This window comes from Candidatus Aquicultor sp. (assembly GCF_054640775.1).
On sequence record NZ_JBTSLF010000006.1, the window covers coordinates 1 to 25,355 of the forward strand.

Here is a 25,355-nt window from a genome sequence, read left to right on the forward strand (position 1 = left end):
AATTACTCCGGTAAGGCCGCTAACCTGTACCGGGATTGAGCTATTTGTAGTTGTGCTGTTACCAAGCTGACCATAATTGTTCTGTCCCCATGCCCAAACTTTCCCGTCTGAGGTAAGAGCCAAGGAGTAGCAATACCCAGCTGCAATGGCGGTTACTCCGGTGATACTGATAACCCGCACAGGGGTTCTAATTGGGGTATCAGTCGTGGTGCTACCATTGCCAAGTTGACCATACATATTATTTCCCCACCCCCAGACTGTTCCATCCGAGGCAAGTGCTAGTGCATGATATCCACCACTTGCAATCTGCGGGGCAACAGACTGCGTAGCCTCATTCGCAGAAGCCACCGTTAACGTGCCAAAAAACACAATAATGATAAACAATGCCAATAGGTATGATAACCTCTTTGGCTGCATATCACACAGGCTAAATTTGTTTAATAATTCTCTCATACATTGTCCTTTCTTTAGAAGAAGACCAATTCAAAAAAACCATTTCTTGCGATAGACTCGTCGTCTTGCAATTCCTCCTTACGTGTAGATATTTTCATGCAGTAAAGGTTTAATTGTTTAGTAGCTTAACCTGGGTTATTTATTGGTGGGGTGCAAAAACCAGCCTTAATAAAGGTCAGTTATACTAGCTCAGTTGCCCCTCCAAACCGTATAAGTGCTGATTATTGAAACTCTTGCGAGTTGGATGTTGAAGATGTTATACATGCGATAGGATGAATTGTGATATCTTTGTATCCTATTGGTAGTATTATGTTAGTGTCGCATAAAAGTCAAGCGGCTGCTTAAGTATATTGGGTATGATTCTTATTTACTGATAGGGGTTGTTTGCTAAGCATGCTTTGCTTCGAGGAAATTCTCAACCTCTTGCACGAAATCAACGTAATCGATTATCGCATGTTGTATGCTTTCGAAAACTATCTCGTCTCGTAAGGCTTCGTACTCATGAACAAGCCTGTTTCGTAAACCTGCAGAGGGAGCTAGTCGTTCGGCCAGGTTTCGGGAGATTAGACCTGAATCTGCTGCCCGCACAAACGACGAATAATAGTCCTTGGGTGGGGTTCCAGTTTCTTCGGTTACAACGTGCGCATTAATGTCTGAAGCAGTCTCTACAATGAGTTGTATTAATCGTTCTATGGCTCTTCGCTTGGTAAAATCACGCTCGTATTCTTCAAATGATATATCCGATAGCTGTTTTAATTCTTTTAAATATCCCTGGAGTGAAACCAGCTTTCTTCTTATTAACTCGGTATCAAGCACCCGGCTTCATCTCCCCAAGGAACTTTTTGATAGCGCGCTTATCAAGCTCGAAGAACTTTGCTGCATCCATGTGCATTTTTATGGCTTTTAGTTTAAAGGTGCTGGCCAATCCCTGCTGGCGCTCGTAGACCGGCATGCCTTTTGTGGCTACCTCGAACATCAAAAGAGGGTCCGCAGTATTAAGAACTACCAGATCGATTTTATCCGTCTCAAGCTCTTTCGCAATACGGTTGCTTAATGAGAGGGCCTCCCGTGCGCACGTTGCACGATCGGGACACGAATCGAACAGGATTCCGATATCGATATCACTTTCAGGGTGTAATTTACCTGTGATAACCGAGCCAAAAAGGTAGGCAAGTGAAATGCTTCGATCTACCTCAACCGTTTGTTTTATTGTTTTTATAAGGTTTTCTATTATAATCATAAATCCACCTATCTGTGACATAACTATAGCTTAACCCGTTTGCGGATTCAATTGGCGGATGATTACATTATGAAAGGTCCTACCAGATCTCAGCTCCGCCGAGGAGTTCACGAAGGGCTTCAAGAAACTGTTTGAATGGTTGTGACGAGCCCGATTGATCCATCTGGCCCGGGTAGCAGTTATCGCCTTCGGATAACATGGAGCGGTCGCCTAGCGAAAGGTGAACAAACCAGTGGTCGCCGTCTTCGCCATGGGTGGAGCGTTGTTCGTAGTAGGGCACCCAGTTCCAGACGCCGATTCTTTCTACTTCGGTCCAAAACCGGTCCCATTGCTCCGGTGTTGGTTGGATCTCTATGGCTGGGGCCAGGGTATAAAGACCCGGCGATTTTTCGTACATCAGCTTGCCGTCCATAAGTCTGACAACAAAGGATGGACCGAAGCAACCGCCGATTGCGACTTCGAACTCTTTTGGATACTTGGATGCGGTCATTACTTCACGACCCTCAGGTGCGGCTTTTTGACGCCGCCCATAGCATCGAGGTCTTTTCGGAGTTCGAATACTTCGTCGCGGAGCAGGGCGGCCTGTTCGAAGTCGAGCCTCTCGGCAGAGGCGCGCATTTCTTCTTCGATGGCAAGCACAAGGGCTTCGAGTTCTTCGCGGGGGATTCTCTTTATCGCATCGCCGTGCTCGCGCGGTCTATATAAGTTACCGGATTCCGCAACCACGGATTGTATGATATCCGTTACTGCTTTACGGATGGTCTGCGGCTCGATGCCGTGCTCGCGGTTATACTCCATCTGGATCTTGCGCCTTCTATTTGTCTCGTTGATGGCGCGGCTCATCGAATCGGTTACCGTATCCGCATACATTATAACCTGGCCGCTTACGTTTCGGGCGGCGCGTCCGATGGTCTGGATGAGGCTTCGCTCTGAGCGCAGGAAGCCTTCTTTGTCGGCGTCCAGAATGGCCACCAGGGATACCTCCGGCAGGTCAAGGCCCTCGCGCAGCAGGTTGATGCCGACGAGGACGTCGAATTCGCCGAGGCGAAGGTCGGTTAGGATCTTCACGCGCTCGAGCGTATCGATATCCGAGTGCAGATAGCGTACCTTTACGCCGGCCTCCATGAGGTAGTCCGTCAGGTCCTCGGACATTTTCTTGGTCAGCGTCGTGACCAGAACGCGCTCGGTCTTTTTGGTGCGCTCGCGTATCTTATCCAAAAGGTCGTCGATCTGGCCCTTTGTCGGCATCACTATCACTTCCGGATCGATAAGACCTGTCGGGCGGATGATTTGCTCGGCCGTTTGTTGCGAGACGTTCCCTTCAAATGGACCTGGAGTTGCGCTGACGAATACGATTTGCGGCACTTTCCCGATAAACTCCTGGAATTTTAACGGACGGTTATCCACCGCCGACGGGAGCCTGAAGCCGTGGTCGACCAGCGTTTGCTTGCGGGCCCTGTCACCGTTATACATGCCGTTGAGCTGCGGTATCGTTATGTGGGACTCATCGATCATGACGAGCAAGTCATCCGGGAAGTAATCGAGCAACGTATCCGGGGCCTCGCCGGGCGCTTTGCCGGAGAAGTGCCTTGAATAGTTCTCAATGCCGTTGCAGTAGCCGACTTCCCTGATCATCTCAAGGTCGTATTTGGTGCGCTGCTCAAGACGCTGCGCCTCTAAAAGCTTACCCTGGTCTTTCAGCTCGAATAAGCGCTCGTCAAGCTCGTTCGCAATCGAGAGCAGGGCGCGCTCGATTTTCTCTTCGATGGTAACGAAGTGGGTTGCCGGATAAATCTGCATATGATCGTGCGCTTTCATCATCTCCCCCGTCAAAGGGTCGATGGTGATAATGCGCTCGACGGTATCCCCGAAAAACTCGACGCGAATCGCCAGCTCATCGTAGGCCGGGAATATCTCAAGGACATCCCCCCGCACCCTAAACGTGCCGCGAGTGAAATTGATATCGTTTCGCTGGTACTTGATCTTTACCAGCTTCTTGAGGATGTCATCAAGGTTGTAATCTTGAGCGACGCCCAGAAACACGACGGTCGCTTGGTAATCCTCCGGCGATCCCAAACCGTAAATGCATGAGACCGATGCCACGATAACGACATCTTTTCGAGTGAACAGCGAGCTTGTCGCGGCGTGGCGCAATTTATCTATCTCTTCGTTTATCGAGGAGTCTTTCTCGATGTAGGTGTCGGTGTGCGGGATATACGCTTCGGGTTGGTAATAATCGTAGTAGCTCACGAAATACTCGACCGCGTTATTTGGGAAGAAGTATTTGAACTCGTTGCACAGCTGAGCGGCGAGCGTTTTGTTCGGGGCGATGATGAGCGACGGCTTTCCGATATTTTCGATCACGTTGGCCATCGTATAGGTTTTACCCGAGCCCGTAACGCCGAGAAGGGTCTGGTAATCCATGCCCGCTGTAACGCCGTCTACTAGTTTTTTGATTGCGTTGGGTTGGTCTCCCTTTGGTTCATAGGGAGCTTCGATCTTAAATCCATTCATTATTCATTCATTTTACGGGATTTAGGGAATGTTTGCACTCGGCAATGGCTGGCATAGCGTGCTAGGCGCTCTTGGCGGTCGCCGGCGGTTGCGGGGTAGCTTCGGCCTCGGGTTTATCGGACTCGGTCCCGGGTTTATCAGCTTCGGCCTGCTGCGGTTTATTTATCTGTCCCTGCTGTGCCCTGCCTGCCTGGCCTTGCTTTGGTTGCTTATCATTGGCTTGTTTGAGTTTTTCCTCAGCTACGGCCCTCTGCTCATCGAGGTGTTTCTGGTGTTGGTCTTGCTCCTCCTGGCGTCGTTGCTCCCCGGCGACAAATTCGATGATCTTGTGCTGGTCTCTCTGGTCTATCTCCGTGAATTTGATGCCGAGCAGGTATTCAGTTGCACCCGGGCTTTTTGAGCTGCAGTGGACGACTTCACCGCGTACCCTAATCTTGTTGCTCTTTAACGAGTTCAGCTCGATTTCAAGTCGTGTACGATGGCCGGCCTCAATTGGATTTCTCGAGTAGATCGTTACGCCGATGCCGCCACCGCTGACATCGTAAACTTTTAAGCCTTTATAGCGGTTGACCTGGTTATCAAATTGAAGCTTGACTTGAATACCGCTGTCCGTCCTAATCCTTGGGAAAGCCCGACGTTGTATCCGCTGCGGTTTTCCGATTGGAATAATGGCGATTATCTCGGCTTTATCGCCGATGGCTGCAACCTTAACGGGCATTGCACAGCTTCCATCGTCGGTCGGGCGCACAACGGTCAGCAGGCCACCGACATCGCACCCGTGCATAATCGGGCGCTCGACGGCCTTGCAAATAATCGTCTTGTCTTGCAAGGCCAAAACAAATTTATAGAGCGCAGCTGTATCTGCGTTCTCAAGCCTAACGGTTACACCGGGCTTAGCAAGCTCTGCAAACTCTGGTCATATTTCATCTATGGTTGGGGTTTGTTCATCAGACATAATAGAGATATCGGCAGCTAACGGGTAGTGCTTGAGATAGCCAGAATAGGTTAGTTTGTGGAATAACCAGCTCTTTTAGCCCGTATGACGGAGAGATTGGCATTGCGCTTAAGGGGTATAGCGCTGTTTTTTTGCCGTTGGGCTCTACTCGATGGTTTACTGGTGGTAAATTCTTTTGGGTATACCTTCTCGTACATATCCCGGGCCGCCTCAACGCGCTGGATAAACATGCGTGTTTCTTTGAACGGAATCTTGGTCACCAGATCTTCAACGGTCCCCGAACCCGCTTGCTTCAACCAACGGTCGACATTTTTATAGCCGGAGTTATATGCCGCAAGCGCAAGCTTCTCATCGCCGTATTTTGAGCGCAGGTAGTTGAAGTACCAGCAGCCCATATCGATATTTACCTCCGGGCTTGTAAGGTTATCAGGATTAAACGTTCTACCTTGTTTTTTTGCAACCCAAGTTCCCGTGCCGGGCATAACCTGCATGAGACCGATTGCTCCTGCCTGGGATTCTGAGAACGGGTCGAATTTGCTCTCCACATAGATGATCCCGCACACGAGATAGGGGTCTATGGAGTATTTTGCGCTTGCCTCGCTTATCAGGTCCTGGTATTCAAGGGGATACAGGATGTGTTCCCACTTATCTGGATTTGACCACCGATACCACAGAAAAGCAACCGTCAATAGAATTAAAATCGTTACTGCGAATTTTATTGCTTTCATATATTAATTGCTGGCTCGTAGTATAAGTTACCGCTCATTTGTTAATTCTAATATGCTTTAGTTGTTTTGGATACGCTTCCAGAGCTCATTTACCTTTTCTTTTAACTCGGCTGGAGTACCGTTATTTTCAATGATAACATCGGCCTGTTGTTCCAGGATGTCTTTGCCTTCTTGGGATTCCATACGCCGCTCGATTTCAGCTCGCGACATTCCCCTCTCCAGCAGCCTTTCCATCCTTATTTCACCGGTAGCGGTGACTGCAACCGTGAGGTCGCAGTGCGTGTGCATGCCGGCTTCAAATAACAGCGGAACATCGATGACCACCGCTTGGCCGTTCTTAAACTCGCTTTTAAGCCGCTCGACCCTGCGGTCTATTTCCGCTATTACATACGGATGGATTATTTCGTTGAGACGGGCGAGTTCTTCAGGATGTCCGAAGACTCTCTTTCCTAGTTCGCGCCTATTTATTTCCCCGCCGGGAAGAAGAATACCTTCACCGAAATAATCGACGACCTGCTTCCACGCCGATTTTCCCGGCTCGACCGCCTCGCGGGCGACCTGGTCGGCATCGATAACAACTGCGCCCTTCTCTTTTAAGAGTAAGGCTACCGTTGATTTTCCCGATCCTATGGCTCCTGTTATACCGATGACTTTCATGTCGTGCTCCTGGGACTCTTCCGGCAGGCCTTTGTTCTTCTCCCGGTTACTATTATAACCAAAAAAAGGGGGCTCTGCTTGTGCAAAGCCCTCTGCTTAATAATCGTAATTTATTACTTTATTGCCTAAGCCGTTATTCCGCGGGGGTTTTCTTGGCTTGAGCTGCTTTCATTTGTTTTAGGACTCCTTCAAGGGAATCCGGGTCTGCGGAGTCGGTTTCTTCTTCAATAGCGCCGGCGTCTTCGGGTTGCTCGACGGCTTCTGTTACCGCCGGGGCCTCTGTCGCTGTCTCGGCTTCAACCTCTACTACAACCTCTACCTGATCGATCGGGATTATTTCCTCGACGACCGTTAGCTCGGGTTCGTCTTCGGAATCGCTTACGACCTCGATGATTTCCTCAACGGCCTCGCCCGCACATGCGATGGTTTCCTCGGTCTCTATAATCGTTTCAGCGGCTTCAACTACAGCTTCTACAGCTTCTTCAACCTCTTCGGCTTCTTCGGCAGCGGTTTCCGTTACGGTTTCCGCTACTGCTTCGGCCTTTACATGCTCCGTTTTTGTCTCATCGACCGGTGGCTCCTGGGTTTGCTTGATGCTGAGGCTTACCCTTCTGCGATCGAAATCAATACCGACGATCTTCGAATCGACGCCATCGCCGACTTTGACTATCTCTTCCGGCATTTCTATATGCTTATAGGCAAGCTCGGAGATATGGATGAGACCCTCAAGGCCTTCTTCGATCTGAACGAATGCGCCAAACGGGACCAGCTTTGTGATCGTACCGTTTATGAGCTGTCCAATCGAGTACTTGCCCGCTCTCTCTTTCCACGGGTCTTCCTGGGTTTGCCGCAAGCCGAGGGAAATTCTTTCCTTATCAAATTCAACATTGAGGACTTGGACTTTTACATCGTCGCCAACCGCGACTACCTCTGATGGATGGTCGATGTGATCCCAGCATAACTCTGAGATGTGGATGAGGCCGTCGATGCCGCCAAGGTCAACAAAGGCTCCAAAATCAACGATACTTGAAATCTTGCCTTCAAGTACCGCTCCTTTTTCGATCTTCTCGAGAATCTTGCCTTTCTCGTGCTTTTTCTCCAGCTCGAGAACTGCACGCCTGGATAGGACGACGTTATTGCGGTTCCTATCCATCTCAATGATCTTACATTCCATATCCTGACCGATGAACTGTGTCAGGTCTTTTGTGCGCCTGATATCGACAAGCGACGCCGGGAGGAAGCCACGTAGACCGATGTCAATGATCAATCCGCCCTTAACGACCTCGATAACCCGGCCGGATATTTTCTCTTCCGACTTGGCGATGTCTTCGATTCTTCCCCATGCCTTTTCGTACTCGGCGCGTTTCTTTGAAAGGATGAGACGGCCGTCTTTGTCTTCTTTTTGAAGAACCAGGGCCTCGATGCGATCACCAACCTTTACAACTTCGCCCGGATCGACATCAGGCCTGATCGATAGCTCGCGTGCAGGGATAGCGCCTTCGGATTTGTATCCGATATCCACCAACACCTCATCCCTATCGACCTTCACAACCTCGCCGACAACTATATCACCGTCATCAAAAATTTTGATGGTTTGATCGTAATCGGGCACGAGCACTCCGGCCTCGTTTACCATCATATAGCTCTCGTGGTTTTCAACTGGTTCTTTTTCCGACATTAATAGAAACCTCCCAAATTAGCGTCTCAAAAAATAAAATACCACCAGAGGTGGTTGCAGGCGCGTCTATCTATGGACTTTATGGATCACCCTTTTTCGGGGCCGGAAAAGACTAACTTGGCTAGTCTGCCTTCAACTCGCTTTTCCTTTCTATCCATGCGGCTGGCCGCTTGCCTGGCAACTATTCCTCTAATTAAAACGCTTTTTACTTTAATTGCTCTTATAGCTTAAGTTATATTAAGCAATTTGGCAATTCTATTTACTTAATTTTGTAGTTATCTACCTATAAAATAGGTGTTTTTGGCATTATCATACATTAATTCTTGGTGCTTTAAGTACTAAAAGCCCTGCTGCAGCCCCCAAGAAAGAAGAATTCAGGGATTAGAAATCTCTGTAAACTCGTTTTTAGCGAGTTTACTTCGTAGCCTCTTTCCAATTATACCCTATGGAAGTCTCAACTTTTAGTCTTACTTTTAGCGGATATGCGTTCTCCATCATGACATCGATAAGGTTCGCCGCTATCTCTCGCTCGTGTTCGGGCACTTCAAAGATGAGTTCATCGTGTACTTGGAGGACCATTTTTGTCTGCAGGTTTTCTTCTTCTATTTGTTTGTCAATACGCACCATTGCCAGCTTGATTATATCGGCTGCGGTACCCTGAAGGGGTGCATTTACCGCAAATCTCTCACCCAGGCTTCTGATCTTTGTGTTGCCGCTCTTAAGTTCGGGGATATATCTTCTTCTTCCCAATAATGTCTCGACGTAACCTTTTCTGGTCGCCTCTTCAATCGTCTTCTTTATAAATTCTTCGACTTTCGGGAGGCTCTTAAAGTATTGGTTGATAAACGTCCTGGCATCAGCGAGCGGGATATTCAGGCGATCCGCAAGGCCGAACGGGCTCATCCCGTAAAGAACGCCGAAGTTGACGACTTTGGCCATCCGTCGCATTTGCGATGTGACCTGCTCGGGAAGGACGCCGAAAACCTGCATGGCGGTCGCCTCGTGGATGTCCATGCCCGCTATAAACGCCTCCAGTAATGCCTCTTCCTCGGAGTAATGAGCGAGCAGGCGCAGCTCGATTTGCGAGTAATCCGCCGCCATAAAGATATCCCCGGGGTTCGACGGGATAAACGCCTCGCGTATTCGCTGCCCCAGTTCGGTGCGCACCGGGATATTCTGCAAATTAGGGTTGCTGCTGCTCAATCGCCCCGTCGTGGTGACCGTCTGGTTGAACGATGTGTGAAGCTTGCCGGTCTTTGGGTTGATAAGTTTGGGCAGGGCGTCGATGTAGGTCGACTTGAGCTTTGCCAGTTCTCTGAAGGCGATGATCTTCTCGACTATCGGATGCACGGTAACGAGCTTATGGAGCACGTTGGCATCCGTGGAGTACCCGGTTTTCGTCTTTTTTGCCGTGGGCAAACCGAGCTTCTCAAAAAGGATAAAGCCGAGTTGCTGCGGCGAATTGATATTAAACTCCTGGCCTGCCAGGGAGAAAATCTCGTTTTCGATGTTCTCGAGGAACATACCGACTTCCTTCGAGAGGTCTTCCAGGTAATCGGTATCGAGGCCGACGCCTTCGTGCTCCATTCGTGCGAGAACGGGAACGAGCGGCATCTCGACTTCTTCGAAGAGCTTAAGGAGTTCTTTTTCCTTAAGTTGTTCCTCGAGTTTCGCCTTAAGCCTGAAATTGGCGATGGCCTCATTTGCGAGACGGTCGCGCTCATTTTCGGCGGCGACCGAAATCCCAAGGTTGATCGCGGCAAGCTCGTCTATCGGATAGTCGGAGCGCTCGGGATTGAGCAGATACGCGGCGATCATGGTATCGAAGTTTAATGCCTGCGGCTTTATGCGGGCGTTCCAAAGCGCGAGCTGTATTCGTTTAAGGTCGTGCCCCGTTTTGCTGATTGATTTCGATTCAAGGTATGGTTTTGCAAGCGCCAGTGCCTGCTCGATTGGGAGCGAGGTGTGCTCTTGCGGGAACAGCTCGCCGGAAACTTCCTGGATACAGGTATATACTTTGCTCTCGCCAACCGCAAAAGCGATGGATGTGATTTGCTGGTCGACCGTATTCACGCCTGCTGATGTCAGAGCGAGCGCAACGTGACCGCTGGCTTCGACATCGGCGGCAAGCTGTGCGAGTATCTCATCACCGGCTATATCGATTATTTGAAAGTCGGCGGCTTGGTGAGTTTTTTGCTTGTTCTGGCTTAGAAGCCTGTCGAGCAGGGAGAAGAACTCGAGCTTTGAGAACAACGCCCGTATCTTCTCTTCATCCCACCCGTCGAGCTTGCACTTATCGAAATCGACGTCGATGGGAACCTCCCGGTCGAGAACGGCAAGCATCTTGGAAAGCTCGGCTTCGGCCGCGTGCTCCGAGAGCATCTCACGCCAGCGCTTGTTCTCGACGGTATCGAGGTGTTCCAGCAGGTTCTCGACGCTTCCAAACTGCTGGATGAGCTTCGCCGCCGTCTTCTCGCCAACACCCGGCACGCCCGGGATATTGTCGGATGTGTCGCCTTTGAGCGCCAGAAAATCGGCGAACTGCTCGGGGGTCACCCCGTACTTCTCGTAGACCTTTTCCCGGTCGTAGATGACGATATCGGATATCCCCTTTTTGGTGGTCATTACCCGGATATGGTTATCCACAAGCTGGAAGGCGTCTTTGTCACCCGTGACGACGATCACATCATCATGCTCGGCTTCGGCTTCTGAAGCTAGCGTTGCGAGGATGTCGTCGGCCTCGAAGCCGTCCATCTCGAACACCGGTATGTTGAGCACCGAAAGCACTTCTTTTACTATCGGGAACTGTCCGATAAGCTCGTTCGGAGTGGGGTCCCGGTGGGCTTTATACTGGTCGTAACTCACGTGTCTGAACGTCGGGGCAGCCCTGTCGAACGCCGCTATAACGACATCCGGCTTCTCTTCTTTAAGTAGCTTTATCAGCATGCTGGTAAATCCATACACCGCATTGGTGACCTGACCGGAAGATGTTGCAAGCGTTGTGGGCAGGGCGAAGAACGCCCTGTAAACCAAGCTGTTGGCATCAATGAGGATGATTTTTTTCTTCAAAAGTAATGTACCTACCGTCTCGATCTTGATTAATTCGACATTCGAAGTTCGTAATTCGTCATTCAATTTTACTGGTTATATGGGAGAATGACAAACGGCGGGAACGGTGAATTGGTGGGCGGGTGAATGGGTGAGTTGGGATGGGCGGTCGGGAGATTTCATATAGACGAATCTGTGTTCGTTATCGCAGATTGAAAGGTCGGCAAAACCATCCCCGAGGATGTCGGCTTCCTGGCGGTCGTGGGTTACGAGGATAAATGGGATGCGCCATTGCCGATGGAGGGCTTTTAGCTCGGATTGGAGCTGAAGGCGGGTATCCAAATCGAGCGCTGAAAGAGGCTCGTCGAGCAGGAGTAGCTCGGGCTCGGTCACGAGCGCCCGGGCCAATGCGACACGCTGCTTTTCTCCCCCGGATAACTGATTCGGAAAGCGGTTCTTAAGGTGGTTGATAGCCATGGACTCCAGCATGCGGGTAACCTTGGCTTTATTCTCCTTGGTTTTATAGGTACCGGCCAGACCGTATGCGACATTACGCTCGACCGTCATATGCGGAAACAGCGCGTAGTCCTGGAATACATACCCTATATTTCTACGCCCGGGCTCAGTGTTAATCGCGTTAGCCGATGAGAACAGTGTGCGGCAATTAAGCTCGACCTGGCCGGCAGCGGGCTGCACCAGGCCGGCGATACAGTTCAAAATCGTCGTTTTGCCGGCGCCCGATGGACCGCAGAGCGCTAAAATCTCATTGCCGAGGGTAATTTCGGCTACAAGGTTAAATGTGGTGAGTTGTATATCGAATCGTAATTCAAGCATCATATCACTGCCACCTAATCGCTCTTTTTTTCCACATACCTAAACCAAAGACCAGCGAAAAACTGGTTGCGACTATTATCAATACCAAGAATCCGGCGCCCGCCATATCCCCTGATTGTGAAGCGGAGTAAATAGCCAGGGGAATCGTCTGCGTTTTTCCGGGGATGTTGCCTGAAATCATCAACGTGGCGCCGAATTCGCCAAGAGAGCGCGCGAACACCATGATCGTCCCCGAAACAAATCCCGGCCACGCAATCGGAAATGTAATGGTGCGCAGGACTTTTAACTCGCCCGCCCCCAAAATCCGTGCCGCCTGCTCGAGCTTAGGGTCGACGGACTCGAGGGCTGTTTTGACCGATTGGTACATCAAGGGAAGTGAGACCACTACTGATACGATAACGGCTGATTGCCAGGAGAACACGACCTGGATGCCAAAGCGGTCAAGGATGGTTCCCAGTGGGCCGTACTTTCCGAATGCAAGCAATAAGAGGAAGCCGACTACGGATGGTGGGAGGACAAGGGGCAGCATTACGACCGAATCAACAAGCGCCCGCCCCCGGCGCTGAGAGCGCAGCATCCAGGTTGCCAGGCACGTGCCGAGCACAAGCACTATGGCTACCGCAATTATTGATACTTTAACCGACAACCAGATTGCGGAAACGTCCATTCCGTTCCATCCCTTAATCATCCTTTATTTAACTAAAGGCTTAAAGTTGAATTCCCTGAAGATCTCTGATGCCCTCATGCTCTTGAGGTACTCGATAAATTTAGTCGAAAGCCCACATTGCTTGGTGTCTGTAACGACCGCGATCGGATAGATAATGGGCGAGTGGTAGGCATCGGGGATAACCAGAGCAATCTGAACTTTACCTGAATTACCTGAAGCTTTCACGTCCGATCGATATGCAAAACCTGCACCGGCGTTACCCGTCTCAACGTACTCGATAACCTGCCGGACATCTTTTGCCATGACCAGTTTTGGCTTGGCGTTCTCCCATATGCCCGCCTTTTGTAATGTCTCTTTAGCGTATTTACCTGCGGGGACAATTTCAGGCATGCCTATTGCGATGTTTTTAATATCTTTGGCTTTCGCCAGCTCTTCGATCTTAGCGATGGTTTGTTTGCTTGTTTGAGAAACGATGAGTACCAGTTCGTTGCCAAGCAAGCTTGAGCGTATGCCCGCATCGATGAGTTTCTTTTCTTCGAGGGTATCCATTTGCTTTTTGCCCGCCGAGATAAAGACGTCCACTGGGGCTCCCTGCTCGATTTGGGTTTGTAAATCACCCGACGAGGCGAAGTTAAACACCAGTTTTACATCGTTCTCTCGTTCGAAGTCTGAAGCGAGTTTTTGCAGGGCGTCCTTAAGGCTCACGGCGGCCGACACATTAAGCTCGGCGGGCACTGTTTGTACCGGCTGGCTGCCGATAACTTTCTGTTTTTCCAAAGCCTTACCGGTGCATCCCGAGGCCAGTGCGATGATCGATAGTAAGGCAAAGAATATCCCGAGCCACTTACTATTAGCGGGCTGTTCGTAATCTCGTGTTGTAGATACTAGTTGAATTACCCTTCTCTCGATCATCGCACTGCCTCTTTCTGACAAACCCTTAATGATAGAGCGGCACGCCGGTAAAGACATCGGTGAGGGTCGTGCCGGGGCCATACTCTTCGCCCAGCGAATGGTGGCCGTGGTCGTGCGCGGGCGCATTGTCTCCCAACCCCGGTATCCCGACCGCATCGGCGCGGCATTGCTTGCACACCCTGAATTGCTCGATGTGCTTTCCGGAGTTGTACCGGGCCTCTTCGATCTCAAAGCAGGTCGGCGGCCGAAAATCGCTCATGTCGCCGATGGGTTTAAGCGGCATGATATTCATAAGGCTGGCGCCGCAATCCTTCATCGCCTTGGCAACTTCAGGGATGTGGTCGCCATTTAACTCGGGAACCAAAACGGTGTTGATTTTAACTACAAGACCCTTACGCGATGCAGCCTCGATACCGGCGAGCTGGCGGTCGGTCAATATATCAAATGCGTTCTTGTAGTAGACATGGCCGTCAAGGATGACTTTCTGATAAAACTCTCGCCCTATCTGCGGATTTACCGCATTCATGGTTACCGATATGGTTGAAACACCCACCGCTAGAAGTTCATCCACCCGTTCTTCAAGACGCAACCCATTGGTGCTGATGCATTTTTTCAACCACGGAAACTTCTTGTGAATGAGCGCCAAAGAGTTAAACGTTGCCTGGTTCGCCAGGGCGTCTCCGGGGCCGGCTACACCAATCACATGGATACTTGTATCTTCTCGAATTACTTGCTCAACAGCCTCAAGTGCTTCGGAGGGCTTTAGTATCTTATAGGCCACGCCCGGACGGTTATCTGAACTGCCGATCTCCCGGTAGCAATAGCGGCACTGGATATTACATGCCGGCGCGACCGGTATATGCATTCTCCCCACCTTTTTGTGGGAAGCCTCGTCAAAGCAAGGGTGTCCTTGCGCTTTAACTGGAATCATGTCGAGTACCTCTTTCTTACTTAGGGTCCAGGGTCCAGGGAAGAACCTTTTGACTATCTATCACTCCAAACGCTTTGCCCGCTGTTTGTTCTGTTGTTTCTATGGTAGGTTTTTAGGGCCGGCGTATCGTTAGACGACAGGACAAAGTATCTGTAAGGGGACTTATACGGAGGGATAAAAGGATTAAAAGCGAAGCCGCTAAAACAATTACAGCCATAGGAGTTGAGAATCGCTTACTCCTATGGCTGTTTTAATCCAATTGTATTTAGATCTCTACATGCACCTGGCATCTCTTGGTGCATGTTTTTGCGCACGCCTCGCAGCCGATGCAGTTATCTGCGTTTGCGACAGTCATCACCTTGTTGCCAAGGTCGTCGCCATACTCGTCTTCGCCCTCGAAGGGCTTTTCGATCAGCTCGAGAACATCACGGCCGCAGACCTTGTAGCAACGCCCGCACCCGATACACTTGTCTATATCGATCGATTCTAAAAATCGAGGCGTCCATGCCTGCCCGCCTCTTGTGCAACCGATAATTTGAGGCACTGTTCCTCCTCTCCAACTCCTCGAGCTACTCTTAAGAGATCGATTCTCCATCTTTCTCGCCGGTTCTGATTCTCACGGCGGTGCTTATCGGCGAGACGAATATCTTGCCGTCCCCGTGCTTGCCGGTCTGGTTTACCTTAACGATCGATTTTACGATTGTGCTGACCAGGTCGTCCGGTACAATCATGGTGAGCATCCGCTTCGGCACGTAAAGCGCGATTTTCGGCAACGTGTGCTCCAGGACATATATCGAGGATGTCGGCATAAGCTTTACGCCGGTACAATAGCTGTCGGGCATATCGGAATCCATCTCGGCGCACATATCGCCCTTTTGCCGGCCCCTGCCATCCACGCTCTGGATGGTAAGCGATGGATAACCAAGCTCATCAAGAACCTGTTTTGTCTCGGGCAGTTTATCCCTTCTAATGACCGCAGTGATCTCTTTCATAGTGCAGCCTCCCCGGTCCTAACCGTAAACGCCTGCTCCACATGACTTACAAACACCTTGCCGTCTCCAATGAAACCGGTGCGGGTCTTATCCTGGATAAGAGTAAGCACTCTCTCCGCATCCTCATCGTCGACAACGGTCATGATCAAAGTCTTGGGAAGCTCGCCGTAATGAACAGGGCCAACCTGCAGGCCTTTTTGCTTTCCTCGTCCGAATACCGGCATTTTTGTAAGCGAGGGAAACCCGGCACCCTCCAGGGCGAGGACTACCTCTTGCTCTTTTTCCGGCCGTATAAACGCTCGGATCATCTTCATTTCTCATTCCTCCTAACGTGAAAGGTATAGTGGTATTATATTACTCGGCGCCAACCAACCGTTTAAGCCATGGCGGGGGTGAGTTTTGAATGGTGGTCAAAAGCTTTCCAAGTTCTTGCTCGATCGGGACCTCTTGCTTGACCTTGATCGGCATCAAACCTTTGTTAACCAGACGGGCGGCGGATGGGCTGCCGATGTTCGTGAAATAGATGAGCTTGCAGTCGCAGAGCTGCTCCACCTTGTTTCGCATCACGTTGTCGTGCTCCAGCTCGTTACCCTTGCTCTCTTCGACGGCGTTATCCCTGCCGTCGGCAAATCTTCTTTGCTCGACAAACTCAAATCCTGCGGGAGAGATCTCATAGACGCAGAACAACCCGGCTCTGCCAAAATGCTCATCTACGGTAATCCCGTCTGTCGTCGCGAATGCTATCTTCATGAGGGTCACCTCCTTGGTCTTTCGTGGGCCAGTAGCGTTCCCACTTCATTGATAAGCGTCATGGTTCCCTTGTAACCGATGGTCACCTTTGTAGTATTTCCAAGGACTTTGTAAACCGGGAACCCTAATTGATATAACGGGATGCCAAGCCTGTGCGCCGTATCCTCACCATGAGAACTGGAAATCAGCAAATCACAATCATCGTTTATGGAATGAAGGTCTTGGGGTGCATACTCGATTTCAGCTCCCATTTCGTGAATCCAACGGGCTGTTTGCACGGTGAGGTCCGGCTCTAGCGCAAGGCAAAAATGCGCGCCACCGTAATAAAAATGGGCGTCCCTCATCCCGTCTATGAGGATATTTCTATTGCGCTCGTGTTTTCGCGGGATGGATTGTCCGCTAAGTTGTGAAAGTGCCTGCATAAAGCGGTTCGTATCCTCTAGGCCCGAGATACTCTCAAAAACCTGGTAGTCTATACGAAATCTGTCGCGCAATCCCCGGGCGGGCGCATCCATGCTGGCTCCAACGGCCAGGGTAAACGAGGACACACCCATCGCCCTGATTTCGCTCGTTCTGGTACCGCCCGAGGTAAGGGCCGTGAAATCTTGCCTGCTCCCATCGAGACACGACAAGTCAGGGAGAAATATGGGGTGAAGATCGAATGATTCGATTATCTCCCTGAGTTCCGTAAAATCGGCCGGCGTAAGATGCGGGCCTGCCAGCACATTGACCTGCTTCTTAGCTTGTTGCTCCGAAACAGGGAATACTATATTGCCCGCCAGGATAAGGAGCCCTTCGACGGCCTTTGCGTAACCGTCTTCGAGACCTCCTCGATAATCGACGGTCGGTATATGGATAATGGCCGGCTTCGACCTTGAAGAAGTGATCTTGTTCTTTATTACGCTTGAAACATCGTCTCCCTTGACTTCAGATAAGCCGGAACTTATGATTGCGATCACATCGGGATCGTTCTTATCCGCAAACCCCTTGACCACATTCGCCAGCGTTTCTTCGTCTCCCATGACGACGTCTTCGGTTAAAAGCTTAGTGCTCGCTAAACTGATCGGCTCCCTGAAGTGCTTGGTGAGAAGTACCTTTGCTAAGAAGCTGCAGCCCTGGGCGCCATGGATGACCGGGAGTGCATTATGCACACCCTATAGCGCAATCGCAGCACCGATGGATGGGGAATGCTTCAATGGATTTATTAAGATATTGGTAGTGCGGGGCACGGGCTGCGTAAGTGTTTGTGACCCATGAGGGACTTCTTCAACATTCCGTGCCCCGCAAGAAGTATTCGTCGTGCTTGATTGGATATCAAAGAACTTCATGCTGTTGGCTATTTGCTCTGCGAGCTGTATAAGACCGGAATAACCGGCATAAGCAATGTGCCGCTCCTGGTTGACATCCACAAACGGGATGGCCTCTTTCATAGCGAGATACTGGTTTCGTCCTCCGGCGATGAGCATATCGGCCTCTCCTTCGCGGATGAGCGCGAGGAGATTTTTCGCCGCTACGTCCTCCACTAAGGGCGCACCGGCCCCCAGAAGCCCGCGCATCTTCTGCTCGTCCTCGAAGGTGCTCTTCTTTGTCCCGACCGCAACGATCTCGATCCCGAGGTCGCGCAGCGCCGAGATGAGCGACCAGCTCCTGACACCTCCGGTGTAGAGAACAGCCCGTTTTCCTTTGAGGTGATTGTAGGTCTGAACCCGCCGTGCAAACATCTCTTCTTGCCGCTCGATAACCGCTTCGACGTTATCGAGTATCGGAAGCTGTGGGTTTTGTTCGGCTAATTCGGAGGCGATGGCTCGCAGGGCTTTCGACATCTCGGTCTTTCCAAAGAAGGAGACCTCGACGTACGGGATACCGTAGGTGCGCTCCATCTCTTTTGCTACGTTGATGAGGGCGCGGCTGCAGACGACAACGTTAAGTCTCGCCCTGTGCGCATGGGTTATCTCCTCGTAGGCAGCATCACCCGTAATGCGCGAAAGCACCCTGATACCTGCGGCCTCTAATACCTGCTCTATCAGCCACAGGTCACCGGCAATATTGTACTCACCGATAAGGTTTATATCATAATCAGTGGTAACTTCGGGTTCGCCTGTGCCGATCACGTGGTCGAGCAAAACTTCACCCGCTATCCTGTTACCGAGGTTTTTCGGCCCCACGAACCCCGGCGCATTGACCGGGATAACGCGAACTTGGGAATTCAGGAACGCTTCCGCTTTAGTGCAGATAGCTTCGATGTCTTCGCCGATAAGGCCGCTTACGCATGTGACGTAAACAAAGATCGCCTTCGGCTTCACGGAATGGTATGTTTCTATGATGGCGTTGAACAGCTTTTCGTCCGAGCCGTAGACGATATCCATTTCGTTCATGTCGGTGGTAAAGCCCATCCTGTGGAGGTCGCCCTTTGATGAGAGCGAGCCCCTTCCTTCCCAGGAATTGCCGGCGCACGTGATCGGACCGTGAACGATATGCGCCGTATCCGCAATCGGCTGCAACACGATCATCGCACCATCGAAAGCACACGATTCCCCGCCCCTCGATCTGCAAAGCTTATCCTTCTTTTCTACGTTACAGCCTGTCTCGGTTAGTTTATTTAAACTTGTTTGCATATTGTTCACCTCCTTTTTAAGAAGCCAGGAGTCAGGAGTCAGAATCCAGAATTAAACCTAGAGCCCACTCTCTCGACCCACACCATTCACCGGTTATCTAATAACATCGAAGCTGGATGTGTACAAGCTTTCTCTATCCATCTCATCGAGCACCGTGTTGACGATCATGCTTACGATATTTAACACGCCCTGGTAACCGACGATCGGGTACCTGTGAAGATGGTGACGGTCGAATAATGGGAACCCGATTCTTACGAGCGGGGTGCCGACGTCTCTCCAGAGGTACTTCATATACGAGTTTCCGATCAGCAGATCGACGGGTTCGGTAAACATGAGAGAGCGCAGGTGCCATGAGTCTTTGCCGTTATATATCTGCCCGTGAACACCATACGGACTTTGGCTTAGAAGCTCTTCGGCTTCTGCTTTGAATTTCTTGTCGCCGTTAGTGCATACAATGTGAGTCGGATACCCGCCCATCTCCATGAGGAGGCTGATTAATCCGAGCAAGAGATCCGGATCGCCTGTTAGGGCAAACTTCTTGCCGTGTACATACGGGTGTGAGTCTACCATCGCATCTACCGCCCTGCCCCGCTCGTCTTCGATCTCTTGCGGGACCGGCTTTCCGGTGGTTTTGCTTACCTCTTCAAAGAACTTGTCGGTATTTCTTATGCCGATCGGCGTAACGACCGCCGTCTTCTGCACCCATTCGGTCTTGATAAAATCCATCGTTTTTTGAGTGGAGTACCTCTGCAGCGCGATAGTCCCCGCTGCATTAACCGCATCCGCCGCATCGGCGAGGGGCGTGCCGCCAGGGTACATCTTGTATTCGCCGGTATTTGGTGAATCGTATACGTCGCTTATATCGCCAAGTATCGTGTGTTCGACGCCCATGATATCAAGGAGCCTCTTGATCTCCCTGTAATTGCCCGTATAGGTATCGAAACCGGGGATAATATTGAGCTTTCCGTTCGGCTCACCTTTTTTGCCGGCGGTAACAGTGCCGAGGATTCCCTTCATCATGCCGTCGTAGCCGGTAATATGTGACCCGACGAAGCTTGGGGTATGCGCAAACGGTACCGGCAGGTCCTTCGGGATAATACCCTTGTCACGCGCCGATTTTATATATGCAATTCAAATCGTCGCCGATGACTTCGGCCATGCAGGTCGTGAAAACCGTGAGCATTTTCGGGGTGTAGAGCGTATACGCATTCTCCAGACCCTCGAGCATATTATTGAGGCCACCGAATACGGCCGCATCCTCGGTCATCGATGATGAGACGGCAACGCTTGGCTCTTTAAAATGCCTGGCCAAATGACTCCTGAAATATGCCGTACACCCCTGCGCCCCCTGCACGAAGGGCAAGGTGCGCTCAAATCCGCCGGCGCATAGCAGCGCCCCTAACGGCTGACATGCTTTCACCGGATTGATCTTGATGTTTTTGCGGGCGAAGTTCAGTTCTTTGTACTCTTCGGTCTTCGTCCACTCTTCAATCTCTTTGACCTTCTCATCGGAGGCCATGCCTTCGAATTGTTTTTTGTTCTCAAACTGCTCCACATATTCCAGCTGCTTGAAAAGTTCGTTATGGTCGAATACTTTCATAGTTCTCACCTACCTTTTCTTGCGAATCAAAGCCCACGTCGGGTTGTTTACCGTCATGTCCATATCCCTTGCAAACACCGGGAACCCATCGAAACCGTGATACGGCCCCGAGTAATCCCACGAATGCATCTGCCTGAACGGCACGCCCATTTTGTGGTAGTTGTATTTCTCCTTGATACCGGCGCCGATCATGTCGGGCCTGGGCCTGTAGGTGAACTCCTCCAACTCATATGAGGTGGCGCCGTCCATGATTATCGCGCCTTCCGGCATAACCGGGTATGTCCTGTTGTAATCGTCGTTGTGTCCGAACTCGTATCCGGTTCCAACGATCTCCATGCCGAGGTCTTCATAAGCGCCCACCGTATGTCGCGGCCTTAGCCCGCCTACATAGAGCACTACCGTCTTTCCTTCAAGCTTGGGCTTATACTCCTCGAGCACCGCATCCATCATCGGCTTGTATTTCTCGATAACTTTCTCCGCATTTTCCTGGATTTTCTCATCGAATAATGCGGCGATCTTGCGTATGCTCTCGTAGATTTTGGTCGGCCCAAAGAAGTTAAACTCATGCCACGGTATCCCGTATTCTTCTTCCATGTGCCTGCATATATAGTTCATGGAGCGGTAACAGTGGATGAGCTTCATCTTCGCTTTTGATGCTATCTTCATCTCGTTGACCGATGCGTCACCCGTCCACTGGGCTATAACGCGCAGGCCCATCTCTTCAAGAATCTTTCGGGAGGACCAGCCGTCTCCACCGATGTTGTAATCACCGATAAGGTTCACATCATACGGAGTCGATTCGCTTAGCTCGCCGCCCTTGCCTAATATATAGTCCCTGATCGTGTCGTTTGCGATATGATGACCGAGCGACTGGCTCACGCCCCTGAATCCCTCGCATCGTACCGGAACAACCGGGATTTCGAGATCCTCTGCCACCTTTCTCGATACGGCCTCTATATCGTCCCCGATAAGACCGACCGGGCACTCAGATAAGACACCGATTCCGTTTGCGAGCGGGAAGAGCCCTTTGAGTTCGTGCATTGCGGCGTCCAGAGCCCTGCTCGCCTGTCAGGTTCCCGCTGTTGAGTAGCGAAAACAGATTACCCATGAGGCGCATCTCGGCATCGATGGATGCTCTGACTTTCGACATCTCGATATTCGCCGCCTCGACCGCCTTCTCGACCGCCAATAGCTGTGACTCGTCAAACCCGCCGGCGTCACCGGCCTCATCCGCATAGACTGCCAGATAACCGCACAGGTCGCGTCCATCATCAAGCTCGAACATAAGTCTGCTTTTGGTTACGTCCTCGTTCGCTCCATCGCTTCTGGCAACAACCCCACCTACCAGGTCCTCAATAACAACCCCGCACCCGATCAGGCCGGATAGCATTTTCGCAATGGCCGAGAGGTCCCCATCACCGGTTGCGATTTTGCCGAACTGCTGCCTGACCTCTTCCAGCCATGTAAGCTTTGCCAGTTCCCGCTGCCCGAGCAAACGTGAGATATCCATGATAACGTTTGTCCAGCGAACCTCGGGCGGTAAAGAAATTATGGGAAAGCGCTTCTCTTTGGCGAGCGAAACAATATCGTCGGGTAGGCGTTCGACAAACCGCCCCAGCTTAACGACAAGCGCGCCGGCCGGGCTGTTGATGATATTTCGCACGGTCTCGAACTTCTCATCCCCCGCCTCCCGCGCAGAAAATAGCGTCGACAGCACCATCTCCCCGCCGGTCAGCCACTGCGCGATATCCGGAACCTCGCCGACCGTAACCGAGCCGATAACCGGTGTAGTAAGATCGACATCCGTTAAAAGCCGCGCATCTTTAAAGCTTTTGGTTCTGATGATCTCGTTAATGGATAGCATAGCCGGCCCCTCAACGTAACAACATGCCGTAATTTGTACTCGTGTATAAAGTGTACGATAGGGGTGTTTCCGAAATGTTTCCCGGATGTGAAGGGGGTGTTAAATATAACCATCGCGAGCGATTTATTTATACAGGGTATCTGCCGTTTCAAGGATTTTGCGGCGGGTTCTCTCTACTTCACCCATGAGAGTGCCGACCGAATCGAATTCAAAGAAACCCGCGATTACTTCCGCGAGTATGGAGTCGGGCTTCAAAACGCTCTCCTGATTAAGCCTGAGCAAGGTCTCTACGGCCCGCAAAAACCTGTAGGCGCTCAATAACCGCTGCTCGGTCTCGCGGTCGATTATACTGTGGGCGGTAAGGCGCCTGATGGCAATCGTAGTGTTATGCGTAATAAGGCTGGGAAGCGCAGCTGCGTTTTTCATCTGCAAATATTGGATAAGAAACTGCAGTTCCTCGATACCGCCGGGACCAAGTTTGATATCGTAACCCATGCGTTCTTTTGAGACTTCTTTTATAATCCGCTTCCTCATCGCCTTGATCTCGACGCCCGAGATCTCCGTACCGCGCTTAGCGATAATCTCTTTCTTCAGCTGGTGAAACGCATGCAGAAATTCCTTATCGCCTGCGATAGGACGCGCCTTAAGCAAAGCCTGGATCTCCCAGGGATGAGCGTTTTTAAGATAATAATTGCGATAACCCGCAATATCGTTGACCAGAATGCCCTTCGAGCCGTCAGGGCGAAGGCGCATATCGACCTGGTAGGCGATGCCCCGTTCGGTATAATCGGAAAGGAATTTAATAAGCTCAGACGCCAGGCGATGCGCGTTCGGGTTATCGGATATAAAGACAAGGTCGAGGTCGGAGCCAACGTTAAGCTCGCGCGAGCCGAACCGTCCAAAGCTCACAACCGCAAATCTTTCATCGATGCCATTAGCGCTGTTGGCGCTAAGATGCCGCAGCGTAGCCCGCACGACTATCTCGGCCAGCATGCTGAGTGTATTGGTAAGCTCATCCACACCGTAAAAACCTTTAAGAAAAAGCAGGCCGGCGCGCATTTCCTCGCTCACCCTGAATTCCCTTATCGCATTGATCGGGTCGTGGTTATGCCCGAATATATCCGAGAGCCGCTCTTTGACGGTCGAGTAATCGATCCTGATATCCGGGTACTCAAAAAGCCCCTCGAGATTCTCCAGGCTCAGCATCGAACGCGTGAGATAGGTACTGTTCGCAAACGTGCTCGTGATAAGCTCAACCGTATCTTCCCTGCCCGAAAGCAGTTCGAGATAGGATTCGTGCCCGCCGATCTTCTCGATGAATGTGACGAACATACTAAGCAGCCTATCTCTGCTCTTAGTTTTAAGAATCCCCTCAAGGAACAACGGGATGGTTTTTCTGAGCAGCGTCCTCTCGCGGATGGTCTTGCCGAGGGATATTTGCTCGTTGACGGCCTTCAGGTTTTTGAGCGCCGCGCCGGGGTCTTCAAAACCCTTAAACGTCAAAAAGTCGCGGATCTCATCATCCGTAAGCTCGTCTTCAAGGAAGACCATGATTTCGGGTTCGGTATCCTCCCCGCCAAGCAGCGAGTTATACATATCGCGCACCATATGCCGCCTGAGCCTGAGTTCGGACGAGAATTCTTTTTCACCGAACGGCTGCATCTTACGCGAAAAGATTACGAGTTCATCCGGGTCCGCAGGTAGTGAGTGGGTCTGTAGGTCGTCCTTCATCTGCAGCACATGCTCGACCCTGCGCAAAAACCGGTAACTCTCGGAAAGCGTCGTGATATCATCCTGCGAGAGAAACCCTTCTTTCAAAAGCTCATCGAGGACAAGCGCGAGTCGCGATGTCCGCAAAGCGCTTTTTTCACCCCCGTAGAGCAGCTGGAATGTTTGGATGAAAAACTCGATCTCCCGGATACCGCCGTAACCCCGCTTTATGTCGTTCGCATCGAAGATAGAATCTATCTTTCGCTTAAGCTCTCGAATCTCTTCGATATCATAATAATCGGTGGATTTTTTCCACACGAAGGGGTCGATAGCATCAAGGAACTTTTGCCCAAGCGGTATATCCCCGGCGACCGGCCTCGCACGGATGAGCGCCATCCTTTCCCAGGTCTTGCCCCACGCTTCGTAATACGAACTATAGGAGTCGAGCGAGAGCGAAAGCTCACCTTTACGGCCGTCGGGCCTCAGCCTCAGGTCGACCCGGTAGGCGATACCGTCCTCGGTCGTGGTCTGGATCAGGCTGGATAATGTCTCCGTGAGCCTGCAATAATACTCATGCGGGCTGACTTTATTGATATGGGTTCCGGGGGTTTTTTCAATACCATCAGATTCCCCATCCTCGCTTCCGTAGACCGTCATGATATCTATGTCCGAGCTGTAGTTAAGCTCGCCGGCGCCCAGCTTACCAAGCGCGATAACGCAGAATGGGTTGTCCTTAAGGATACCGAACCTGGCCTGCGTAAGCTGCTGCGATATATCCAGGGCCAGCCCAATAACGGCTTCCGCAAGCGCGCTCAGCTCGCCCATGCATTCATCGAGGGCGGTCACACCGGCGATATCGCGAAGCGTGATTCTTAACATGTAGCGCTTCTTAATATCCCTTAAAAGTCTCATGCCCGCAGCCTTATCCTGCGGATGTACGCCCGCAGCTTCGGCGATAACCGTCTCCCTCGTAACCGGCTCACGAAGGGTATCCAACGCGCTCTCAAGAATTGCGGGATGGTTGACGCAGTAATCCGCAAGAAATTGGCTATATGAAAACAACCGTGCCACGATCTCAATATCAGCCCCATGTGTCGTAAAAGTACCGGGTGCGTTAAGCAAGAGTCGTTCAAGGTTCTTTGACGACCTCTCGGGATCGGGGGTTTTAGACGACATTTCTTTTATGACGGTCTCCATAGCCACTTCC

Annotated in this window: 22 protein-coding genes and 2 pseudogenes; all 24 read right to left on the reverse strand. The window is 51.1% G+C overall.

Going from position 1 to position 25,355, the window contains the following annotated elements:
- Nucleotides 1-453, reverse strand: a 453-nt coding sequence (locus tag ACYC56_RS01080) for an RCC1 domain-containing protein (RefSeq protein WP_461372327.1), incomplete at its 3' end; no start/stop codon positions are given.
- A gap of 387 nt (nt 454-840) precedes the next feature.
- Complete coding sequence (hepT, locus tag ACYC56_RS01085) at nt 841-1,269, reverse strand: type VII toxin-antitoxin system HepT family RNase toxin (protein ID WP_461372328.1); 429 nt, start codon at nt 1,267-1,269, stop codon at nt 841-843.
- The gene (gene mntA / locus ACYC56_RS01090) at nt 1,262-1,693 is read right to left on the reverse strand and encodes a type VII toxin-antitoxin system MntA family adenylyltransferase antitoxin (RefSeq protein WP_461372329.1); all 432 of its coding nucleotides are present in this window, start codon (nt 1,691-1,693) and stop codon (nt 1,262-1,264) included. The genes hepT and mntA overlap by 8 nt, the downstream gene beginning before the upstream one ends.
- Nucleotides 1,694-1,772: 79 nt before the next feature.
- Nucleotides 1,773-2,183, reverse strand: a complete 411-nt coding sequence (locus ACYC56_RS01095; RefSeq protein WP_461372330.1) for a hypothetical protein — start codon at nt 2,181-2,183, stop codon at nt 1,773-1,775.
- The gene (uvrB, locus tag ACYC56_RS01100; RefSeq protein WP_461372331.1) at nt 2,183-4,207 is read right to left on the reverse strand and encodes an excinuclease ABC subunit UvrB; all 2,025 of its coding nucleotides are present in this window, start codon (nt 4,205-4,207) and stop codon (nt 2,183-2,185) included. Before uvrB ends, ACYC56_RS01095 begins: the two co-directional genes overlap by 1 nt.
- Nucleotides 4,208-4,268: 61 nt before the next feature.
- A complete protein-coding gene (locus ACYC56_RS01105) occupies nt 4,269-5,042 on the reverse strand; it encodes a flagellar brake protein (protein WP_461372332.1) in 774 nt (257 codons plus the stop codon).
- A 170-nt stretch (nt 5,043-5,212) separates the two neighbouring features.
- The gene (locus ACYC56_RS01110) at nt 5,213-5,890 is read right to left on the reverse strand and encodes a lytic transglycosylase domain-containing protein (RefSeq protein ID WP_461372333.1); all 678 of its coding nucleotides are present in this window, start codon (nt 5,888-5,890) and stop codon (nt 5,213-5,215) included.
- A 57-nt stretch (nt 5,891-5,947) separates the two neighbouring features.
- Nucleotides 5,948-6,547 carry a dephospho-CoA kinase gene (gene coaE, locus ACYC56_RS01115; RefSeq protein ID WP_461372334.1) on the reverse strand — a complete coding sequence of 200 codons (600 nt, stop codon included), beginning with the start codon at nt 6,545-6,547 and terminating at the stop codon, nt 5,948-5,950.
- 133 nt (nt 6,548-6,680) lie between these two features.
- Nucleotides 6,681-8,186 carry a 30S ribosomal protein S1 gene (gene rpsA / locus ACYC56_RS01120; RefSeq protein ID WP_461372355.1) on the reverse strand — a complete coding sequence of 502 codons (1,506 nt, stop codon included), beginning with the start codon at nt 8,184-8,186 and terminating at the stop codon, nt 6,681-6,683.
- A gap of 453 nt (nt 8,187-8,639) precedes the next feature.
- The gene (polA, locus tag ACYC56_RS01125; protein WP_461372335.1) at nt 8,640-11,294 is read right to left on the reverse strand and encodes a DNA polymerase I; all 2,655 of its coding nucleotides are present in this window, start codon (nt 11,292-11,294) and stop codon (nt 8,640-8,642) included.
- A 75-nt stretch (nt 11,295-11,369) separates the two neighbouring features.
- Entirely contained in the window at nt 11,370-12,107 is a 738-nt protein-coding gene (locus ACYC56_RS01130; protein WP_461372356.1) for an ABC transporter ATP-binding protein, read from the reverse strand.
- A 4-nt stretch (nt 12,108-12,111) separates the two neighbouring features.
- Complete coding sequence (modB, locus tag ACYC56_RS01135; protein ID WP_461372336.1) at nt 12,112-12,774, reverse strand: molybdate ABC transporter permease subunit; 663 nt, start codon at nt 12,772-12,774, stop codon at nt 12,112-12,114.
- Between the two features lie 24 nt (nt 12,775-12,798).
- Entirely contained in the window at nt 12,799-13,686 is an 888-nt protein-coding gene (gene modA, locus ACYC56_RS01140; protein WP_461372337.1) for a molybdate ABC transporter substrate-binding protein, read from the reverse strand.
- A gap of 25 nt (nt 13,687-13,711) precedes the next feature.
- Nucleotides 13,712-14,551: a radical SAM protein gene (locus ACYC56_RS01145; RefSeq protein WP_461372338.1), complete on the reverse strand. Its 840-nt coding sequence runs from the start codon at nt 14,549-14,551 to the stop codon at nt 13,712-13,714.
- 331 nt (nt 14,552-14,882) lie between these two features.
- Nucleotides 14,883-15,161, reverse strand: coding sequence for a ferredoxin III, nif-specific (gene fdxB, locus ACYC56_RS01150; RefSeq protein WP_461372339.1), 279 nt, complete (start codon nt 15,159-15,161; stop codon nt 14,883-14,885).
- Between the two features lie 31 nt (nt 15,162-15,192).
- A complete protein-coding gene (locus ACYC56_RS01155; RefSeq protein ID WP_461372340.1) occupies nt 15,193-15,609 on the reverse strand; it encodes a P-II family nitrogen regulator in 417 nt (138 codons plus the stop codon).
- Nucleotides 15,606-15,923 (reverse strand): P-II family nitrogen regulator, encoded by a 318-nt coding sequence (locus ACYC56_RS01160; protein ID WP_461372341.1) that lies wholly within the window; start codon nt 15,921-15,923, stop codon nt 15,606-15,608. Before ACYC56_RS01160 ends, ACYC56_RS01155 begins: the two co-directional genes overlap by 4 nt.
- A gap of 40 nt (nt 15,924-15,963) precedes the next feature.
- Entirely contained in the window at nt 15,964-16,359 is a 396-nt protein-coding gene (gene nifX, locus ACYC56_RS01165) for a nitrogen fixation protein NifX (protein ID WP_461372342.1), read from the reverse strand.
- A 5-nt stretch (nt 16,360-16,364) separates the two neighbouring features.
- The gene (locus ACYC56_RS01170; protein WP_461372343.1) at nt 16,365-17,510 is read right to left on the reverse strand and encodes a nitrogenase component 1; all 1,146 of its coding nucleotides are present in this window, start codon (nt 17,508-17,510) and stop codon (nt 16,365-16,367) included.
- 3 nt (nt 17,511-17,513) lie between these two features.
- Nucleotides 17,514-18,983 carry a nitrogenase iron-molybdenum cofactor biosynthesis protein NifE gene (gene nifE, locus ACYC56_RS01175; protein ID WP_461372344.1) on the reverse strand — a complete coding sequence of 490 codons (1,470 nt, stop codon included), beginning with the start codon at nt 18,981-18,983 and terminating at the stop codon, nt 17,514-17,516.
- A gap of 84 nt (nt 18,984-19,067) precedes the next feature.
- Nucleotides 19,068-20,574: pseudogene (nifK, locus tag ACYC56_RS01180) on the reverse strand (nitrogenase molybdenum-iron protein subunit beta).
- Nucleotides 20,575-20,583: 9 nt separating this feature from the next.
- A pseudogene (locus ACYC56_RS01185) lies at nt 20,584-21,633 on the reverse strand (nitrogenase component 1); the annotation flags it as partial.
- The gene (locus ACYC56_RS01190) at nt 21,560-22,438 is read right to left on the reverse strand and encodes a PucR family transcriptional regulator ligand-binding domain-containing protein (protein WP_461372345.1); all 879 of its coding nucleotides are present in this window, start codon (nt 22,436-22,438) and stop codon (nt 21,560-21,562) included. The gene ACYC56_RS01190 and the pseudogene ACYC56_RS01185, both read right to left, overlap by 74 nt.
- A 123-nt stretch (nt 22,439-22,561) precedes the next feature.
- The gene (gene glnE / locus ACYC56_RS01195) at nt 22,562-25,345 is read right to left on the reverse strand and encodes a bifunctional [glutamate--ammonia ligase]-adenylyl-L-tyrosine phosphorylase/[glutamate--ammonia-ligase] adenylyltransferase (protein WP_461372357.1); all 2,784 of its coding nucleotides are present in this window, start codon (nt 25,343-25,345) and stop codon (nt 22,562-22,564) included.
- Nucleotides 25,346-25,355 lie beyond the last annotated feature (10 nt).

Bases quoted from the DNA above. Each gene is read 5' to 3' on its own strand.
- mntA (WP_461372329.1), bottom strand. From the start codon at position 1,693: ATGATTATAATAGAAAACCTTATAAAAACAATAAAACAAACGGTTGAG.
- ACYC56_RS01095 (WP_461372330.1), bottom strand. From the start codon at position 2,183: ATGACCGCATCCAAGTATCCAAAAGAGTTCGAAGTCGCAATCGGCGGT.
- uvrB (WP_461372331.1), bottom strand. From the start codon at position 4,207: ATGAATGGATTTAAGATCGAAGCTCCCTATGAACCAAAGGGAGACCAA.
- ACYC56_RS01110 (WP_461372333.1), bottom strand. From the start codon at position 5,890: ATGAAAGCAATAAAATTCGCAGTAACGATTTTAATTCTATTGACGGTT.
- coaE (WP_461372334.1), bottom strand. From the start codon at position 6,547: ATGAAAGTCATCGGTATAACAGGAGCCATAGGATCGGGAAAATCAACG.
- rpsA (WP_461372355.1), bottom strand. From the start codon at position 8,186: ATGATGGTAAACGAGGCCGGAGTGCTCGTGCCCGATTACGATCAAACC.
- ACYC56_RS01130 (WP_461372356.1), bottom strand. From the start codon at position 12,107: ATGCTTGAATTACGATTCGATATACAACTCACCACATTTAACCTTGTA.
- modB (WP_461372336.1), bottom strand. From the start codon at position 12,774: ATGGACGTTTCCGCAATCTGGTTGTCGGTTAAAGTATCAATAATTGCG.
- modA (WP_461372337.1), bottom strand. From the start codon at position 13,686: ATGATCGAGAGAAGGGTAATTCAACTAGTATCTACAACACGAGATTAC.
- ACYC56_RS01145 (WP_461372338.1), bottom strand. From the start codon at position 14,551: ATGCATATACCGGTCGCGCCGGCATGTAATATCCAGTGCCGCTATTGC.
- ACYC56_RS01155 (WP_461372340.1), bottom strand. From the start codon at position 15,609: ATGAAAGAGATCACTGCGGTCATTAGAAGGGATAAACTGCCCGAGACA.
- ACYC56_RS01160 (WP_461372341.1), bottom strand. From the start codon at position 15,923: ATGAAGATGATCCGAGCGTTTATACGGCCGGAAAAAGAGCAAGAGGTA.
- nifX (WP_461372342.1), bottom strand. From the start codon at position 16,359: ATGAAGATAGCATTCGCGACGACAGACGGGATTACCGTAGATGAGCAT.
- ACYC56_RS01190 (WP_461372345.1), bottom strand. From the start codon at position 22,438: ATGCTATCCATTAACGAGATCATCAGAACCAAAAGCTTTAAAGATGCG.
- glnE (WP_461372357.1), bottom strand. From the start codon at position 25,345: ATGGAGACCGTCATAAAAGAAATGTCGTCTAAAACCCCCGATCCCGAG.